Annotated in this window: 13 protein-coding genes; 7 read left to right on the plus strand and 6 right to left on the minus strand. The window is 69.8% G+C overall.

The features are described from left to right. The first annotated feature begins 70 nt into the window (after positions 1–70). Both C6I20_RS16615 and C6I20_RS16620 read left to right on the plus strand, forming a co-directional pair. Positions 71–1,042, plus strand: coding sequence for an ABC transporter ATP-binding protein (locus tag C6I20_RS16615; RefSeq protein WP_371682644.1), 972 nt, complete (start codon positions 71–73; stop codon positions 1,040–1,042). Continuing rightward, on the plus strand, positions 1,039–1,854 hold the full coding sequence (locus C6I20_RS16620) for an ABC transporter permease (protein ID WP_118398243.1): 816 nt from the start codon (positions 1,039–1,041) through the stop codon (positions 1,852–1,854). Before C6I20_RS16615 ends, C6I20_RS16620 begins: the two co-directional genes overlap by 4 nt. Positions 1,855–1,933: 79 nt before the next feature. Here the strand turns inward: C6I20_RS16620 and C6I20_RS16625 are convergent, their stop codons facing one another. Next, complete coding sequence (locus C6I20_RS16625; RefSeq protein WP_118398246.1) at positions 1,934–3,748, minus strand: CocE/NonD family hydrolase; 1,815 nt, start codon at positions 3,746–3,748, stop codon at positions 1,934–1,936. 70 nt (positions 3,749–3,818) lie between these two features. Continuing rightward, on the minus strand, positions 3,819–4,571 hold the full coding sequence (locus C6I20_RS16630) for an IclR family transcriptional regulator (protein WP_118399072.1): 753 nt from the start codon (positions 4,569–4,571) through the stop codon (positions 3,819–3,821). A 79-nt stretch (positions 4,572–4,650) separates the two neighbouring features. On the opposite strand from C6I20_RS16630, the gene hutH reads away from it, so the two are divergent. Genes hutH through hutI form a run of 5 tightly spaced genes read left to right on the plus strand, consistent with a single transcriptional unit; the run spans position 4,651 to position 11,216 of the window. Beyond that, on the plus strand, positions 4,651–6,174 hold the full coding sequence (gene hutH, locus C6I20_RS16635; protein ID WP_118398250.1) for a histidine ammonia-lyase: 1,524 nt from the start codon (positions 4,651–4,653) through the stop codon (positions 6,172–6,174). Then, positions 6,171–7,820: a urocanate hydratase gene (gene hutU / locus C6I20_RS16640; RefSeq protein ID WP_118398253.1), complete on the plus strand. Its 1,650-nt coding sequence runs from the start codon at positions 6,171–6,173 to the stop codon at positions 7,818–7,820. Before hutH ends, hutU begins: the two co-directional genes overlap by 4 nt. Beyond that, positions 7,817–8,989 (plus strand): allantoate amidohydrolase, encoded by a 1,173-nt coding sequence (locus C6I20_RS16645; protein WP_118398256.1) that lies wholly within the window; start codon positions 7,817–7,819, stop codon positions 8,987–8,989. Before hutU ends, C6I20_RS16645 begins: the two co-directional genes overlap by 4 nt. Further along, positions 8,986–10,095, plus strand: coding sequence for a formimidoylglutamate deiminase (locus C6I20_RS16650; RefSeq protein ID WP_254052178.1), 1,110 nt, complete (start codon positions 8,986–8,988; stop codon positions 10,093–10,095). The genes C6I20_RS16645 and C6I20_RS16650 overlap by 4 nt, the downstream gene beginning before the upstream one ends. Beyond that, positions 10,092–11,216, plus strand: coding sequence for an imidazolonepropionase (hutI, locus tag C6I20_RS16655; RefSeq protein WP_118398262.1), 1,125 nt, complete (start codon positions 10,092–10,094; stop codon positions 11,214–11,216). Before C6I20_RS16650 ends, hutI begins: the two co-directional genes overlap by 4 nt. A 4-nt stretch (positions 11,217–11,220) precedes the next feature. Here the strand turns inward: hutI and C6I20_RS16660 are convergent, their stop codons facing one another. From C6I20_RS16660 to C6I20_RS16675, 4 genes are all read right to left on the minus strand, one after another. Then, the gene (locus C6I20_RS16660) at positions 11,221–11,607 is read right to left on the minus strand and encodes a YchJ family protein (RefSeq protein ID WP_118398265.1); all 387 of its coding nucleotides are present in this window, start codon (positions 11,605–11,607) and stop codon (positions 11,221–11,223) included. Between the two features lie 285 nt (positions 11,608–11,892). Further along, positions 11,893–14,886 carry a heterodisulfide reductase-related iron-sulfur binding cluster gene (locus C6I20_RS16665; RefSeq protein ID WP_118398268.1) on the minus strand — a complete coding sequence of 998 codons (2,994 nt, stop codon included), beginning with the start codon at positions 14,884–14,886 and terminating at the stop codon, positions 11,893–11,895. Between the two features lie 112 nt (positions 14,887–14,998). Beyond that, entirely contained in the window at positions 14,999–16,186 is a 1,188-nt protein-coding gene (locus C6I20_RS16670; protein WP_216822929.1) for an MFS transporter, read from the minus strand. A gap of 110 nt (positions 16,187–16,296) precedes the next feature. Next, complete coding sequence (locus tag C6I20_RS16675) at positions 16,297–16,842, minus strand: NUDIX hydrolase family protein (protein WP_118398271.1); 546 nt, start codon at positions 16,840–16,842, stop codon at positions 16,297–16,299. Between the last annotated feature and the right edge of the window lie 31 nt (positions 16,843–16,873).

The following is a 16,873-nucleotide window of genomic DNA, read 5'->3' on the forward strand; positions in this document are numbered from 1 at the left end:
CGTTCAGGGATCGTCGGGGGTCGTTCCCCGATGTGGGCGCGGTGCGACGGCAGCAGGCTTTCGGCATGACTTGTCCACTCCACAGCACGACACCCACCGGGCGGCGATCGGCATGATCCGCGTCCAGGGACTCACCAAGACGTACGGCGACAAGACCGCCGTCAATGGCATCGACTTCGCGGTCGAGCCCGGCCGCGTCACCGGCTTCCTCGCCCCCAACGGCGCCGGCAAGTCGACCACGATGCGCATGATCCTGGGGCTCGATGCCCCATCCAGCGGCGCGGCGCTTGTCAACGGACATCGCTACACCGCGTCACCGGCTCCGTTGCGTGAGATCGGTGCGCTCCTCGAGGCGCATGCGGTCCACCCGGGCCGGTCCGCCCGCGACCACCTGCGCTGGCTGGCCGCCAGCAACGGCATCCCGACGACCAGGGTCGGTGAGGTGCTTGAACTGGTCGGTCTCGACACCGTTGCTGGTCAGCGCGCCGGCCGGTTCTCACTCGGGATGGGTCAGCGCCTCGGCATCGCCGCCGCACTGATCGGTGATCCGCCGGTCGTGATGCTCGACGAGCCCGTCAACGGCCTCGACCCCGAGGGCATCCGTTGGGTGCGCCGGCTCGCCAGGCAGCTCGCCGAGGAGGGCCGCACGGTTTTCATCTCGAGCCACCTGATGTCCGAGATGGCGCTGATGGCCGATCACCTGATCGTGATCGGCCGGGGCACGATCCTGGCGGACTGCTCGATGCAGGAGTTCATGACCGATCACGCGGCATCGTTCGTCCGCGTCAAGGCTCCCCAGTCCACCGACGTCGAGGCGCTTCTCGTCGGTCGGGGGCTCGAGGTGACCCGGACTGATGGCGAGCTGCGGGTCCAGGGACTCGACGCCGCTGGGATCGGTGAGCTGGTGGGCGGCCACGGGATGCTTCTGCACGAGCTGACCCTCGTACGCTCCTCGCTCGAGGACGCGTTCATGACATTGACGGCCGACAGCGTGGAGTATCACGCCAAGGCCGCCGATGAGATCAAGGCTGGTTCGCGATGACTGCAAAAACCTTCCAGGACGTCGTGGTCGAGTCGCCGGCGATCTCGCACGTGGGTCTCTGGTCGACTGTCAGGTCCGAGTGGATCAAGCTGATCTCCGTACGTTCCACGTGGTGGACGCTGGGAGCGGCCACCGTGCTGGGCATCGGCCTGACGGCGCTGATCTGCGGTCTCAACGCCGACTGGCTGGCCTCGGGCGAGGCCGACGAGGCGCCCGGATCGTTCGTGATGTGGGGCATGATGTTCGCCCAGATCTGCGCCATCGTGATCGGCGTCCTGGCCGTCACGACCGAGTACGGAACGGGCCTGATCAGGAGCACGTTGGCGGCCACGCCACACCGTGGCCGGGTGCTCGTCGCCAAGATGATCGTGGTCGCGTCGACCCTGTTCGTCTTTGGCATCGCCACGTCGTACCTGGGCTACCTGAGCGGCAACTACTTCCTTGACCGCGAGGGCATCGGCGTCGCGTTCGACGGCGACGTGATGCGGGCGGTGCTCGGCAACGGCCTGTTCATGGCTGGCATGGGACTGTTCGGGGGAGCCGCGGGGTTTGTCATCCGGCACACCGCTGCGGCGATCTCGATCGTCCTCGCCGGCATCCTGATCATCCCGAACATGCTGCTCCTGATCCCGGGTGACGTGGGCGAGTGGATCGCCAAGATGTCCCCTGGCGCAGCAGGGTCGGTCATCGCGACCCCGGTGTCGTTCGATCCCACTGCTCTGGGGCCCTGGACCGGATTCGGCGTGTTCACCGCGGAGACGGCAGCACTCATGGCGGTCGCGTGGTTGCTGCTTCGCCGGCGCGACGCCTGAGTCACCGCAATCCCGTGAGCCTGTCGAGAGGCCATCCTCTCGGCAGGCTCACGGTTCTCGGGCTGCCAGGACCGTGGTCCTACCGGACGACGGGGAGGGTCAGCGCCTGGCCCGAGCCGCCCGTGGCGATCGTGACGGGATTCGTCGTCAGCCCGCCGCGATAGTTGGTCGAACCGCCCGCGATCACGAGCCTCAGGCTGTGCCCCGGAGCGAATCGGTGGACGATCCCGGGCAGGGTCACGGTGAACGGCTTGTTGACGTCCGGCACCCGAACCGGGGCGACCAGGTTCTTGACGACCGTTGCCTTGCCGGCCGCGTCGACGTCCAGCACCTTGGCGAACAGCACGAGCTGGCCCGTGGAGCCGAGGCCCTGCGTCAGCGCAGCGGTCGGCGAGCTGACCTGGATCCTCAGGCTCGGGGAGCCGACGACGTCCAGGTTGCTGGACAGCGGGGTGGTCGTCCACGAGGCAGAGGTGCCGGGCAGGTCGGACTCCGGCAGCGGTGAGTCTTTACCGACGACGTCGATCGTGTCGAATGACGTCGGCAGGCCCGCGATCGGCGTCAGGAACGACTGGCTCCCGGCCGCGATGGAGGTCTTCGAGGTCGTCAGACCCTTGCCGGACAGGTAGTACGTCCTGCCTGCGCCGACCGGGAACGTCGACGACGTGCCGTAGGCCGGCGTCGCGATCCCGGTGTACGAGATCCAATCACGGAAGTAGGTGAACTCCGGTCCGGTGCCGACCTTCGAGTCCTTGAGGAAGTGGTCGAACCAGTCGGAGATCCGCTTGGTCTCGTACTGCGTGGTGACATCGGGCTTCTTCAGGTCGATCTCGCCGGGGGCGGGCTTGTTGTCGGAGTGGCCCCACTTCTGCCAGATCATCTTGACCTCGGTGCCCTGAGCCTGCAGCGCTCGATATGTCGCGACGGCCTCGTTGAGGTTGAACAACGTGTCGTGCTGGCCCTGCACGATGAGCGTCGGGATCGTGATCTTCTTGGTGTACGTCGCGACCGACGCGTGCCGCAGGTTGGTCGTCGCGGTGGCGTCGAGGGTGCCGGTGACCGCCGCGGTGACGAGCGCCGGGCAGACGAAGTCGGCGAAGTTGGGGCAGGGGAGCAGGCGCGAGGGGTCGGCCTGCGCGTTCTGCAGGCCGTTGAGCATGCCCAGGCCGGAGAAGCCCAGCGCCCACACCAGCTTGGCGGCGCCGGGCGTAGTGGTCTGGACCCCCGTCGTCTGCGAGGTGTTGTTGGGCGACAAGGAGTACGACAGGTCGCTCCACGTGATGATCGGGACGATCGTGTCGATGCGCGGGTCGACCGACGCCGCGGCGTACTGGATCTGGCCGCCGTAGGAGCTGCCAAACATGCCGACCCGGGGATCGTTGGTCGAGCGTTTGCCGTGGTGGTCCTTGGAGTCGCGTCGCACGACGTCGAGCACGGGCGCTGGCGTCGTGTGCGCCGCATCGGTGAAGGCGATGCCGGACTTGCCGCCCAGATAGCTCACGAGCTGGCTCGCCGCGAGCCCGTCGAAGTCGGGATCGTCGAGGGTGATCTTGCAGCTCGAGCCGCCGAAGCCCAGGCCCGAGTACGACAGCACGGCGTAGCCGCGGGCGGCGAAGGTCGTGCCGATCCCGGTCTGGTCGTCCTTGGACCCGCCGAAGCCGTTGGTCGTCAGGATCGCCGGGACGCGCTTGGTTGCGGAGGCCGTGGCCGGGAGGTAGAGGTCGCCGATGATGTCGCAGGACTTCGCATTGGTCGTGCCGGTCTTGACCGCGAAGTGCAGCGGCGTGACGGTGTACGCGGGGGCTGCCTGGGCGGTCTGCGTCGTGGCCGCGAGGGTGCCTGCGGCGAGGGCCGCGGTCGCGGCGAAGGTGATGATGGGGCGGATCCTGCGCATGGGTCTCCTCGGCTGGCAAGTGGGACGTTCGTCCTACTTCGCAGTAACAACGATGCCGATGTGGCTCAGGTCACGCTGGCTTTCCGTGCCGGAGGCGACGGGTGATCTCGGCCGCGGTGCCCCGCACAGCGTCGACCAGGTCGCCGATCTGCTCACGCGTCTCCCAGGTGACAGCGACCGAGGCGTGGATCGTGCCAGCCGCGATCGGCGCCGCGATCGAGGCAAACCCTTCGGTGACCTCGCCATTTTCGGTCGCGTAGCCACGCTGTCGGGTAGCCGAGAGCAGCCGCCGCAGCTCGGTCGGCGACTGCGGACCCGCGCCGGTGCGTGAGGTGAACGCCTCGCGGCCCGGAAAGAGCGCCGTGACCTGGGCGGCCGGCAGCGAGGCGAGGATTGCCCGCCCCGAAGCGGTCAGGTGGGCCGGCAGGCGTACGCCGACATCCGTCACGAGCGGCGGGCGTCCCGGGGCGCGCTCCTCGATGACGTAGAGCACGTCTGCTCCGTGCAGCACGACGAGGTGGGCGGACTGGCCGAGCCGGTCGACCAGTCGGGCGAGCGGAATGCGGGCGAGCCGGGCCAGCGGCTCCTGACTGGCGAACCCGTGCCCGACCTCCCAGGCCGCAATCCCCATGCCCCACGTGCGGTCGTCGGGGTAGTGCACGACGAAGTCCTCGCCGGCCATCGCCGTGAGCAGGTGGTAGGCCGAGGAACGCGGCAGGTCGAGCGCGTCGGCGATCCGGCTGGCCGGGACCGGGACCGGCTGACCGGACAGGAAGCGGAGCACGCGGAGCGCGGCAGTGGCGGCGGGGACGGGACGAGGCATGACCCACTGTCTCGCATACGAGACGCGATTGCCCAGTGGGCCGTAGCGGTGGGGGCAGGTCCGGGCGTGCAATGGATGCATGGGAATCGTGAGTGTGGGGGTCGGAGCCATCGCGCCGGAGGATGTCGTGCGGGTGGCCCGCGAGGGCGCTGCGGTCGAGCTGAGCCCGGACGCGCGGGACGCGATCAAGCGGGCCAGGGCGTATATCGACGATCTCGCCGCGTCCGACGTGCCGGTGTACGGCATCTCGACGGGATTCGGTGCGCTTGCGACCCGGCACATCGAGCCGAGCCTGCGGGCCCAGCTGCAGAAGAGCCTGATCCGTTCGCACGCTGCTGGCGCCGGGCCGCGGGTCGAGGACGAGGTCGTGCGCGCACTGATGCTGCTGCGCCTGTCGACCCTGGCAAGTGGCCACACCGGCGTCCGGCTGGAGACTGCCGAGGCCTACGCCTCGATGCTGAACGCCGGGCTCACGCCGGTCGTGCGCGAATACGGAAGCCTGGGCTGCTCGGGCGACCTGGCACCGCTGGCGCACTGCGCGCTGGCCGTCATGGGTGAGGGGCAGGTCGACGACCACGGTGTCGTGCGCCCGGCCGCCGAGGCGCTCGCGGCACATGGCCTCGCGCCGGTCGAGCTGGCCGAGAAGGAGGGCCTCGCACTGATCAACGGCACCGACGGGATGCTCGGGATGCTGGTGCTGGCACTGCACGACCTGCGCCGGCTGCTCGACACCGCAGACCTTGCCGCGGCCATGAGCATCGAGGGGCTCCTCGCGACCGACCGGGTGCTCGCCGCAGACCTGCAGGCGTTGCGCCCGCACCCCGGGCAGGCCGCGTCCGCCGCGCACATGGCTGCGCTGCTCGCGGGTTCGCAGATCGTCGCGAGCCACCGGCACGGCGATGGGCGCGTGCAGGACGCGTACTCGCTGCGCTGCGCCCCGCAGGTCCACGGTGCCGCGCGAGACACCCTCGAGCACGCGGCGCTGGTCGCGGGCCGCGAGCTGGCCTCGGCGATCGACAACCCCTCGGTGCTGGACGACGGGCGGGTCGAGTCGCACGGCAACTTCCACGGTGCACCGCTGGCGTACGTCCTGGACTTCCTGGCGATCCCGGTCGCCGACGTCGCGAGCATGAGCGAGCGGCGCACGGACCGGTTCCTGGACGTGACCCGGAGCCAGGGCCTGCCGCCGTTCCTCGCCCACGATCCCGGCGTCGACTCCGGGCACATGATCGCCCAGTACACCCAGGCCGCGATGGTTGCCGAGCTCAAGCGGCTCGCGTCCCCGGCCAGTGTCGACTCGATCCCGTCCAGCGCGATGCAGGAGGACCACGTGTCTCTCGGCTGGTCGGCGGCGCGCAAGCTGCGGACCTCGGTCGACCTGCTGACCCGGGTGCTCGCGATCGAGATCCTCACGGCAGCACGCGGCATCGACCTGCGGGCCCCGCTGCGGCCCGCGCCTGCGACGGGTGCCGCGATCGCGGTGCTCCGAACCCGGGTTGCCGGGCCCGGACCGGACCGAGAGCTGTCGCCCGACCTCGAGGCCGCGACCGACCTCGTCCGCGACGGGGCCGTCCTCGCCGCCGCCCAGAAGGAGATCTCATGACACGTCCAACCGTTCGCGCCGCTCGCGGGACCACGCTCACCGCCGGGTCGTGGCAGACCGAGGCGCCGATGCGCATGCTGATGAACAACCTCGATCCCGAGGTCGCCGAGCGGCCCGACGACCTGGTCGTCTACGGCGGCACCGGCAAGGCGGCGCGGAGCTGGGAGGCCTACGATGCGATCGTCCGCACGCTGCAGACCCTCGCCGACGACGAGACGCTGCTGGTGCAGTCGGGCAAGCCTGTCGGTGTGTTCCGTACGCACGAGTGGGCACCTCGGGTGCTGATCGCGAACTCCAACCTGGTCGGCGACTGGGCGACCTGGCCGGAGTTCCGCAAGCTCGAGGCCGAGGGCCTGACGATGTACGGCCAGATGACCGCCGGCTCGTGGATCTACATCGGCACGCAGGGCATTTTGCAGGGCACCTACGAGACCTTCGGTGCCGTGGCCCGCAAGAGATTCGGCGGCACCCTCGCCGGGACGCTGACCCTGACCGGCGGAGCCGGCGGAATGGGCGGCGCGCAGCCGCTCGCGGTCACGATGAACGGGGGCGTCGCGCTGGTCGTCGACGTCGACGAGACCAGGCTCGAGCGCAGGGTCAGGCACGGCTACCTCGACGAGTACTGGACCGACCTCGACCACGCCGTCGAGCGCGCGGTCGCCGCCCGGGCCGAGCGTCGCCCGCTCTCGGTCGGCATCGTCGGCAACGCCGCGACGGTGTTCACCGACCTGCTTGAGCGCGGCACCCCGATCGACATCGTCACGGACCAGACCAGCGCGCACGATCCGCTGAGCTATCTGCCCGAGGGAATCTCGGTCGCCGACTGGCACGGTGAGGCGGCGCGCGACCCGGAGGGCTTCACCGAGCGCTCACGGGCCTCGATGACCAAGCAGGTGACCGCGATGGTCGGTTTCATGGACGCCGGCGCGGAGGTCTTCGACTACGGCAACTCGATCCGTCAGGAAGCGCGGCTGGGTGGGTTCGATCGCGCGTTCGCATTCCCCGGGTTCGTCCCGGCGTACATCCGGCCGCTGTTCTGCGAGGGCAAGGGGCCGTTCCGCTGGGTGGCCCTGTCCGGTGACCCGGCCGACATCGCCGCGACCGACCGGGCGATCCTCGAGCTGTTTCCCGAGGACGAGCATCTGGCCCGCTGGATCACCCAGGCGCAGGAGAAGGTGCAGTTCGAGGGGCTGCCGGCTCGTATCTGCTGGCTCGGCTACCAGGAGCGGCACCTCGCCGGGCTGAAGTTCAACCAGATGGTCGCCTCGGGTGAGCTCAGCGCGCCAATCGTGATTGGCCGGGACCACCTCGACTCCGGCTCGGTGGCCTCGCCGTACCGCGAGACCGAGTCGATGGCCGACGGATCGGACGCCATCGCCGACTGGCCGCTGCTCAACGCCATGCTCAACACGGCCTCGGGCGCGACCTGGGTCTCGATCCACCACGGCGGCGGCGTCGGGATGGGCCGTTCGATCCACGCCGGACAGGTCATCGTCGCCGACGGCACCGACCTGGCCGCACAGAAGATCGAACGGGTGCTCGTCAACGACCCCGGTACCGGCGTCATGCGGCACGTCGACGCCGGTTACGACCGGGCGTCCGAGGTCGCACGGGAGCGGGGCCTGCGGGTCCCGATGACCGAATGATGCTCGACGCCATCGCCGACATCGGCCGGGACACGCGTACCGGCGGCTATCGCCGGTACGCGTGGAACGACGCCGACATGCAGCTGCGTGAGTGGTTCGCCGGCGAAGCCGGCGCGCGTGGGATGGACCTGGTCGAGGACGGCAACGGCAACCAGTTCGCCTGGTGGGGAGCCGGCGCCGATGCCCTGATGATCGGATCGCACCTGGACTCGGTGCCCGACGGTGGGGCGTACGACGGTCCGCTCGGCGTCATCTCCTCGTTCGCCGCGGTGGACCGGTTGCGGGCGGACGGCTTCGTCCCTCGTCGGCCCGTCGTCGTGGCCAACTTTGCCGATGAGGAGGGCGCGCGGTTCGGGATCGCCTGCGCGGGCTCGCAGCTCGTGACGGGGGCGCTGGAGGCCGACAAGGCTCTGGGCCTCAAGGGCCGGGACGGGCTGACGCTGGCCGAGGTCCTGACACAACGCGGCCGGGACCCGCACGCCGTCGGCCGCACGGACCTGCTCGACGACGTCGGCACGTTCGTCGAGCTGCACGTCGAGCAGGGCCGGTCGCTGGTCCACTCCGGCTCGCCGGTCGGGGTGGCCAGCTCGATCTGGCCGCACGGCCGGTGGCGGCTGGACTTCTGCGGCGAGGCGAACCACGCCGGCGCGACCGTCATGGCCGACCGGCGCGACCCCATGCAGGCATATGCCGCGACGGTCCTGGCCTCCCGCCAGCTCGCGACCGAGGCGGACGCGCGGGCGACGTTCGGCCGGCTCGAGGTCGAGCCCGGCGGGACCAATGCGATCCCGTCGCGGGTGCGGGCCTGGCTCGATGCCCGTGCGGCTGACGAGGGAGCGCTGGATCGCCTGGTCGATGATCTCGTGATCCAGGCGCAGGCCGCTGCCGCGGGGGGCGGGACCACCGTGACCCTGACCGAGGAGTCGCTGAGCCCCGCTGTCGACTTCGACGGGCCGCTCCGCGACCGGCTCGCCGGGCTGCTCGATGCGCCGGTCCTGCCGACCGGCGCGGGCCACGACGCGGGCGTCCTGAGCGCCCACCTCCCGACCGCGATGCTGTTCGTCCGCAACCCGACCGGCGTCTCTCACTCACCTGCCGAGGTCGCCGACGATGCGGACTGCGAGGCCGGGGTCGTCGCGCTGACTGCCGTGGTCCGGGAGCTCGGGTGAGGTCCGTGCCGGCGTTCGCCAACTGCCACAGCCACGTCTTCCACCGGGCGCTGCGGGGCCGGCGGTCCGACGCCGACACGTTCTGGACCTGGCGGGAGCAGATGTATGCCCTCGCCGCGACGCTCGACCCGGATCTCCTGTTCGATCTGGCTCGCGCGACGTACGCCGAGATGTACCTCGCCGGCATCCGCAGCGTCGGCGAGTTCCACTACGTCCACCACCAGCCGGGCGGCATCCCGTACGACGATCCGAATGCGATGGGCGAGGCGCTGATCTCTGCTGCACGCGAGGCGGGAGTGCGGATCGCGCTGCTCGACACGTGCTATCTCGCGGCTGGCTTCTCCCGACCGTCTGAAGGTGTGCAACGACAGTTCGACGATGGCGACGCGGATGCGTGGGCGGTCCGGGTCGAGGCGCTCGCCCGACGGCACGCCGGGGAGGACGACGTCATGATCGGTGCGGCGATCCACTCGGTGCGGGCAGTGCCACGCGACCAGCTCGCGATCGTCGCGCAGGCGTTCCCAGCCGCGCCTCTGCACGTGCACGTGTCGGAGCAGCCGGCCGAGAACGCGGACTGCGTGGCGGCGACCGGCATGACTCCCGTCGCACTGCTCGGCGAGGCGGGGGCGTGGACGGCGCAAACGACTGCGGTGCACGCGACCCACCTGTCGGCGGACGACATCGCCACACTGGGGGAGGCCCACGCATTCGTGTGCTTCTGCCCCACGACCGAGGCCGAGCTGGGCGACGGGATCGGTCCGAGCGTCGCGCTGCGCGATGCGGGGGCCCGGCTGACCCTCGGCTCGGACAGCAATACCGTGATCGACATGTTCGCCGAGGCACGCGCGGTCGAGATGCATCAGCGGCTGGCGATCGGTGTCCGCGGGGCCTGGAGTGCGGAGCAGCTGTGGCAAGCAGCCGGCGTGACCGGCCATGAGTCGTTGGGCTTCGCGGCTGGAGAGTCGATCGAGATCGCCGACTCGGTGCGGACGGCGGGCGCCGAGGAGCTGCTGTGGGCGGCCGGCGCGGCGGACGTCGTGGGAGACCGCAGCGATGTCGCCGAGCGGCTCGAGGCCGCGATCGACACCTGCTGGAGCCGCACATGACGCTCCTGGTCACCAACATCGGCGAGCTCGTCACGTGGGACTCCGAGCACCCGATCAGGCACGAGGCGGCCTTCGTCGTCGAGGAGGGCCGCATCGCCTGGGTCGGCCGACGGACCGACGCACCCGCTGCCGACGCCGTCCGCGACGTCGGGGGAGCTGCGGTCATCCCCGGCTTCGTCGACTCGCACACCCATCTGGTGTTTGCGGGCGACCGGTCTGCTGAGTTCGAGGCGCGCATGACGGGACAGCCGTACGCCGCGGGAGGGATCCGCACGACGGTTGCCGCGACGCGGGGCGCCCCGGACGAGCAGCTCGCCGCCAACCTCGCGCGTCACGTCGCCGAGATGCGGTCCCAGGGCACCACGACGGTCGAGGTCAAGAGCGGCTACGGGCTCACAGTGCTCGACGAGGCGCGCTCGCTCGCCATCGCCCAGCAGGTCACTGACGAGACGACGTTCCTCGGCGCGCACGTCGTGCCCGAGGGCACCGACATCGCGGCCTACATCGACCTGGTCACCGGGGCGATGCTCCAGCGGTGCGCACCGCACGCCCGGTGGATCGACGTGTTCTGCGAGGACGGAGCCTTCGGCGCGGACGAGTCGCGCACCGTGCTCAAGGCCGGCATTGCCGCGGGGCTGCTCCCGCGCATTCACGCCAACCAGCTGGGCCCCGGTCCCGGAGTGCAGCTCGCGGTCGAGCTGGATGCTGCTGCCGCCGACCACTGCACCTATCTCAGCGAGGCCGATGTCGATGCGCTGGCCGGCTCGCGCACCGTCGCCGGGCTGCTTCCGGGGGTCGAGTTCTCGACCCGCCAGCCCTACCCCGACGCGCGCCGGTTGATCGATGCGGGCGTGACGGTCTCGCTCGCGACCGACTGCAACCCCGGCAGCTCGTACACGTCGTCGATGCCGTTCTGCATCGCCGTTGCGGTCCGCGACATGGGTCTGAGCCCCCGTGAGGCGCTGTGGTCCGCGACGATGGGTGGCGCGCGGTCACTGCGGCGTGAGGACGTCGGGCACCTGACGGTCGGCGCGCGGGCGGACTACGCGGTGCTCAACGCGCCATCGTTCGTGCACCTGGCCTACCGGCCCGGCGTACCCCTGGTCGCCGCGACCAGCTGACGGGTCAGCCGACGCCGTCGACGTACAGCCAGCGACCGTCCTCGCGGACGAAGCGGCTGACCTCGTGCTGGCCGCCCCGTCCGCCCGTCGAGCGGTGGAACGCGCGGAACTCCACGACACCGGTCGTGTCGAACGGGCCGCCCAGCTCGGTGCGCAGGACGTCGAGCCGGTACCACCGCCGGTCCTCGTCGAGCTCGAGCGAGCCCGGCCGGGTGCTCGGGTGCCATGTCGCCAGCAGGTAGTCCGTGTCGCCGACCGCGAAGGCGCTGTAGCGCGACCGCATGAGCTGTTCGGCGGTCTGCGCCGTGGCCGCGCCGGCGTGCAGGCGTCCGCAGCAGGAGTCGTACGGCAGACCGCTCAGGCATGGGCAGCGAGTGCTCGGATCAGCCATGGGACGAGTATCCCGGCCGGTGGAAGCAGGCTCCGCCCGGGTCTCCGGAAAATAGTTTCGGACAGGGCGTATCTTCGGGGGATTTCGCACGTTGTACTGGGTGGAACAGGCACACTCCCTCCCGCCGTTCCGCGACCCTGCTTCTCGAAGCAGGACTAAGTCCGATCCGTGGCTCCCTCCCGGTCGGGCTTTTCGCGTTTCTGGGCCTGGTCCGACGGGATTCGTCTCCGGGAATGCGAGACGGGGCGGACCCGCAGGCCCACCCCGTCTCGTCGTGCGCGCCGGCTACGACGGCTTTTGGTCGTCCGCGTCCGCGTCCACGTCGCTGGATGCTGCCTTGCTCAAATCTGCGCCACTCGGGTTGGCGTCGCTGAGCGGGGCGATGTCCTCGGACACCGGATCGGCCGTCGACTCGCCGTCCTCGACGGCCACGATGCCTTCCGGTGCCTCGACGATGCTCGTCGGCTCGGCAGCGTCGGCTTCTTCCTCGCGGGCGTCCTGCTCGACCGGCTCGGTCTCGTCGGGCACGTCCGTGACCTCTTCGGCAGGAGACGGCTCGGCTTCGGGCTCCGGGTCCGGCTTGGCGGCCGATGTGGCAGCGGGCGCGTCGTCGTTCGGCGTCAGATCCGTGTTGACGGCACCGACGTTGGCCCAGGCGGCGGCTTCCTTGTCGCCGGCGTCGCGATCATCGGCGGCCTCGGCCTTCTCCACCGGCTCCGGGTCCGACTCGGCGGGCGTCGTGTCGGGCTCGGTCGCCGCATCGTCCGCGGATTCTGTCGCCTCGGCCGCAGGTCCGACGTCCTCGGTCGTGCTGATCGAGTCGGGATCGGCCTGGTCCGTGACATCGGGCTCGGCCTCTTCGGCCGGGTCCTCGGACGTCTCGGAGGTTGGCGTCTCGACCGGCGCGGGCTCGGGCGTCGGCTCGGGCTCGGCCTCGACGGCACGCTCCTCCGGCGACGGGTTGCCGGCGCCGGCGCCCTGGTCGTCGACCGCGATGTTGTGTGCCGCAGCGGCGGCCTTGTCGGCATCGCCAACGCCAGCACCACTGGCCTCGGCCGTGGCGGCCTCCGCCTCGGCGACGACCGAGCCGGCAACGACCGACTCGGCAGCAGCGGCCGCGGGTGCGCGCTTGACGCCGGCGAGCAGCATCTGTGCGACGTCGAGCACCTCGACCTCTTCGCGCGCCGCACCCTCGGACTGCTTGAGGGTCAGGCCGTCCGACAGCATGACCCGGCAGAACGGGCAGCCCACCGCGATCTGGTCGGCGCCGGTCGCGATGGCTTCTTCCGTGCGGTTGACGTTGATGCGCGAGCCGAGGCTCTCCTCCATCCACATGCGGGCGCCACCGGCGCCGCAGCAGAAGGACTTCTCGGAGTTGCGCGGCATCTCGGTGAACTCGGCGCCGGGGATGACGCTGAGCAGCTCGCGTGGCGGCTCGTACACCTCGTTGTGCCGACCCAGGAAGCACGGGTCGTGGTAGGTGATCTTCTTGGTCTCGGTCTCGGCGGTCGGCGCGGCCGGGGTCAGCTTGCCTTCCCGGACGAGCCGGTTGAGGAGCTGCGTGTGGTGCACGACCTCGAGCTCGACGCCGAACTCGGCGTACTCATTCTTGAGCGTGTTGAAGCAGTGCGCGCAGGTCGAGACGACCTTTTTGACCTTGGTCTCCTTGAACACCTCGGCGTTCTGCATCGCGAGCTGCTGGAAGACGATCTCGTTGCCGGCACGACGGGCGGGGTCGCCCGTGCAGGTCTCGCCGTCACCGAGGACCGCGAAGGTCACACCCGCCATGTCGAGCAGCTCAGCGACGGCCTGCGTCGTCTTCTTGGCGCGATCCTCGAATGCGCCGGCGCAGCCGACCCAGAACAGCCACTCGACCTCGTCGAGATCCTCGACGTCGACGCCGACCTGCTTGACCGGGAAGTCAAGCTTCTTGGCCCAGTCCATCCGGCCCTTGGGATCCATGCCCCACGGATTGCCCTTGCGCTCCAGGCCCTTGAAGATGTTGTTGAGCTCGGCCGGGAAGTTGGACTCCACCAGCACCTGGAAGCGGCGCATGTCGTCGATGTGGTCGACGTGCTCGATGTCGACGGGGCACTGCTGCACGCAGGCGCCACAGTTGGTGCACGACCACAGGACATCGGGGTCGATGACGCCGTACGCCTCGGCATTGCCGATCAACGGGCGCTCGAGCTCGGCCTTCTGCTCGTCGGTCCGATCCGCTTCGGGGATGTCCAGGAGCGGCAGCTTGGTGTACGCGTGATCGCGCAGACCCATCATCAGCAGCTTGGGCGACAGCGGCTTCTCGGTGTTCCACGCCGGGCACTGGCTTTGGCAGCGACCGCACTCGGTGCAGGTCGTGAAGTCCAGGATGCCCTTCCAGGTGAAGTCCTCGACCTTGCCGACGCCGAGTTTGGCGAAGTCCTCCTCCTCGAGGTCGTCCATGTCCTCGAGGTCCAGTGGCTTGCCCTTGACGTAGATGGGCTGCAGGCCGCCGAGGGCCGTGCTGCCGTCGCTGTTGCGTTTGAACCAGATGTTGGGCCACGCCGTGAAGCGGTGCCATGCGATGCCCATCGTGAGGTTGCGAGCGATGACGCCGAGCCAGACCATCGCGAGCACGATCTTGAACATCGCGACGAAGAAGATGATGTTCTTGAGCGAGTTCTCGCCGTCGGGGTAGAGCGCATCGCCGAGGAACGACGAGATCGGGAAGTGTCCCCGCCCACCGTTCTCGCCGCCGTGGTGCAGCTCGATGAGCTTGTACTCCGCGCCGCGGATGAACAGGATCGCCGCGCCCTCACCGAGGGCCATGACCTCGACGAAGTACGCCTGCCAGAACGTCGAGCCGAAGAAGCGACTCTTGCGCTCGAGGCGGCGCGGGTGGTTCCACTGGCGCACGGCGATCAGGTAGATGATGCCGATCGTGCTCAGCAGGCCGAGGGCCTCCGACACCCACTCGTACGGGTAGAAGTGGCCGATGGGGGGCCAGGCGAAGTCGGCGTTGAAGATCTGGACGTACGACTGCAGGACCGCGGTGCTGAGCAGGATGAACGCCGCGTAGACGAACCAGTGCATGATCGCGACCCAGCGACGCTGCAGCATCCGGGTGTGGCCGAACGTCTCGATGAACATGTTCACCGTGCGACGCAACGGCTTGTCCCGCCGCCCGATGACGGGCTGGCCGGCCCGCATGACCTTCACCATGTCGGCCACGGCCTTGCTGATCAGCGGCAGCGCTGCTGCGGTGATGACAAGTGAGACGACAATCGCGACGACCTGCATGAAGGCCCCATTTCCTCTGTGCAAACGACCCTGACAGTACCGCTGACATTAACCGGTCAGAGGTCGTGCCGTTGGGTCAGGCCCACCAACCCCCCGACGAGTGGGGCATGAGTCACACCGGGTCGTGGGCCTTCTCACCGCGCACCGGCACGAGCGGTATCGCGATCAGCGGGAAGATCGCGACGAGTCCGAACGCCCAGCCGTACCCGCGACCGGCGATGAGCGCGCCCACCAACGGGGGCACCAGGGCGGAGGAGACGTACTGACCCGTGTTCTGCAGCCCCATCGCTCGACCGGACCAGAACGGTCCGCCGATCTCGGCGACGGAGGTGAAGGCGAGCCCGTTGTCCGCGACCGTCACGGCGGTCGCAACGACGATCAGCACGATCGCCAATGGCGTGCCCGAGAGCAGCCCGAGCGAGAGCATCGTGACGGCGGCGCCGGCCGCCACGGTCCGCATCGGCCCGAGCCTGCTGCCCACCCGGTCGGACCACCAGCCTGCGCCGATGCGCCCCGTCGCTCCCAGGAGCTGTGTCGCGGCGACGAGCACGCTGGCGGAAAGGGTCGACCAGCCCTTGTCGTCGATCAGCCAGACCAACATGTAGGTCCAGACCGTGAACTGGGGCACGACCAGGAGCGCCGACGCAAGGTGGATGCGTGCCAGTCGGTGGTCACGCCGATACGGGTTGGCCAGCTGGCCGGAGTCCGCTGCCTCGGCGCGGGTCGGCGGGGGCGGGTCCACGATCAGCGCGGCCGACAGGAGGGCCGCGGCGGCACAGATCCCGGCGATCAGCAGGAGGGTGGGCCGCAGGCCGTGAGCCGCAACGGTGTTCGGCACCAGCAGTGCGGCGATGCCGACGCCCAGAGGCAGGGCGGTCTGGCGGATGCCCATCGCGGTGCCGCGGCGATGCGCCGGGAACCAGCCGACGACGACCCGTCCGCTTGCCGAGTTGGTGCTGCCGGCGCCGACGCCGCCGACGACCAACCAGAACGCGAGTCCCAACAGCGATGGGCTGAGCGCGGCTCCCAGCGCGCCGACCGTGACGATTGCCAGGCCGATGGTCATTGAGGCCCGTTCGCCGATCCGGTCCACCACGAGGCCCCAGAGGACCAGGGTCGCCATGACACCGACGAATGGTGCGGCGGCGATCCCGCCGGCCTGGGTCAGGGTCAGCCCCCGCTCGGTGTGCAGGTGGTGGATCAGGAACGGTGCGCCGTTGACGAGGATCGTGCTGGCGATCTGTCCCGTCATCGAGACGCCGAGCATGACCCAACGGTTGGGGCTCGACGTCTGACTCATGTCCACATCCTGATACGAATTGTCTCAGGATTCAGGATACGCCGGATCGGACTCCCTGCCTGCAGGGAGCTCGGGGATACCGAGGCGTGGGACGGTCGACGGTCGCCGACCTACTGCGGCAGTGCGCCGACTGATGCGAGTGCCGCCTTGAGCAGCCAGCCACGACCACCCTCCAGGTCGTCGAGCACCTCGGGGGTCGAGGCCTCGGACGGGGTGAGCCAGGTCAGCTCCAGGGCGTCCTGGCGCGGGTTGCACTCGCCACTGACCGGCACGACATAGGCCAGCGCGACGGCGTGCTGGCGCGGGTCATACAGCGGAGAGACGCCCGGTAGGGGGAAGTACTCCGCGACCGAGAACGGCACGGTCGTCGCGGGCAGCTGCGGGAACGCGGTCGGACCGAGGTCCTTCTCCAGGTTGCGCAGCAGGGCCTCCCGCACGGACTCGCCGTGGAGCACGCGGCCGGAGACCAGGGTGCGGGTCATCGCGCCGGTCGTCGCGTTGCCTCGGAGCAGGACGCCGATCGACTCGACCTGGCCCAGCGCGTCGATACGGACCGGGACGGCCTCGACGTACAGGATCGGGACGCGGGCCCGGGTCTCGTCGAGGGCGAAGTCCGGGAGCCAGCCCGGGTTGGGATCAGGTGTGCGCACGGACATGGGCTCATTGTGTCGCACGACGCCGAACCAT

Source organism: Aeromicrobium sp. A1-2, from assembly GCF_003443875.1.
Lineage (GTDB): Bacteria > Actinomycetota > Actinomycetes > Propionibacteriales > Nocardioidaceae > Aeromicrobium.

Bases quoted from the DNA above. Each gene is read 5' to 3' on its own strand.
- C6I20_RS16620 (WP_118398243.1), top strand. From the start codon at position 1,039: ATGACTGCAAAAACCTTCCAGGACGTCGTGGTCGAGTCGCCGGCGATC.
- C6I20_RS16625 (WP_118398246.1), bottom strand. From the start codon at position 3,748: ATGCGCAGGATCCGCCCCATCATCACCTTCGCCGCGACCGCGGCCCTC.
- C6I20_RS16630 (WP_118399072.1), bottom strand. From the start codon at position 4,571: ATGCCTCGTCCCGTCCCCGCCGCCACTGCCGCGCTCCGCGTGCTCCGC.
- hutH (WP_118398250.1), top strand. From the start codon at position 4,651: ATGGGAATCGTGAGTGTGGGGGTCGGAGCCATCGCGCCGGAGGATGTC.
- hutU (WP_118398253.1), top strand. From the start codon at position 6,171: ATGACACGTCCAACCGTTCGCGCCGCTCGCGGGACCACGCTCACCGCC.
- C6I20_RS16645 (WP_118398256.1), top strand. From the start codon at position 7,817: ATGATGCTCGACGCCATCGCCGACATCGGCCGGGACACGCGTACCGGC.
- hutI (WP_118398262.1), top strand. From the start codon at position 10,092: ATGACGCTCCTGGTCACCAACATCGGCGAGCTCGTCACGTGGGACTCC.
- C6I20_RS16660 (WP_118398265.1), bottom strand. From the start codon at position 11,607: ATGGCTGATCCGAGCACTCGCTGCCCATGCCTGAGCGGTCTGCCGTAC.
- C6I20_RS16665 (WP_118398268.1), bottom strand. From the start codon at position 14,886: ATGCAGGTCGTCGCGATTGTCGTCTCACTTGTCATCACCGCAGCAGCG.
- C6I20_RS16670 (WP_216822929.1), bottom strand. From the start codon at position 16,186: ATGAGTCAGACGTCGAGCCCCAACCGTTGGGTCATGCTCGGCGTCTCG.
- C6I20_RS16675 (WP_118398271.1), bottom strand. From the start codon at position 16,842: ATGTCCGTGCGCACACCTGATCCCAACCCGGGCTGGCTCCCGGACTTC.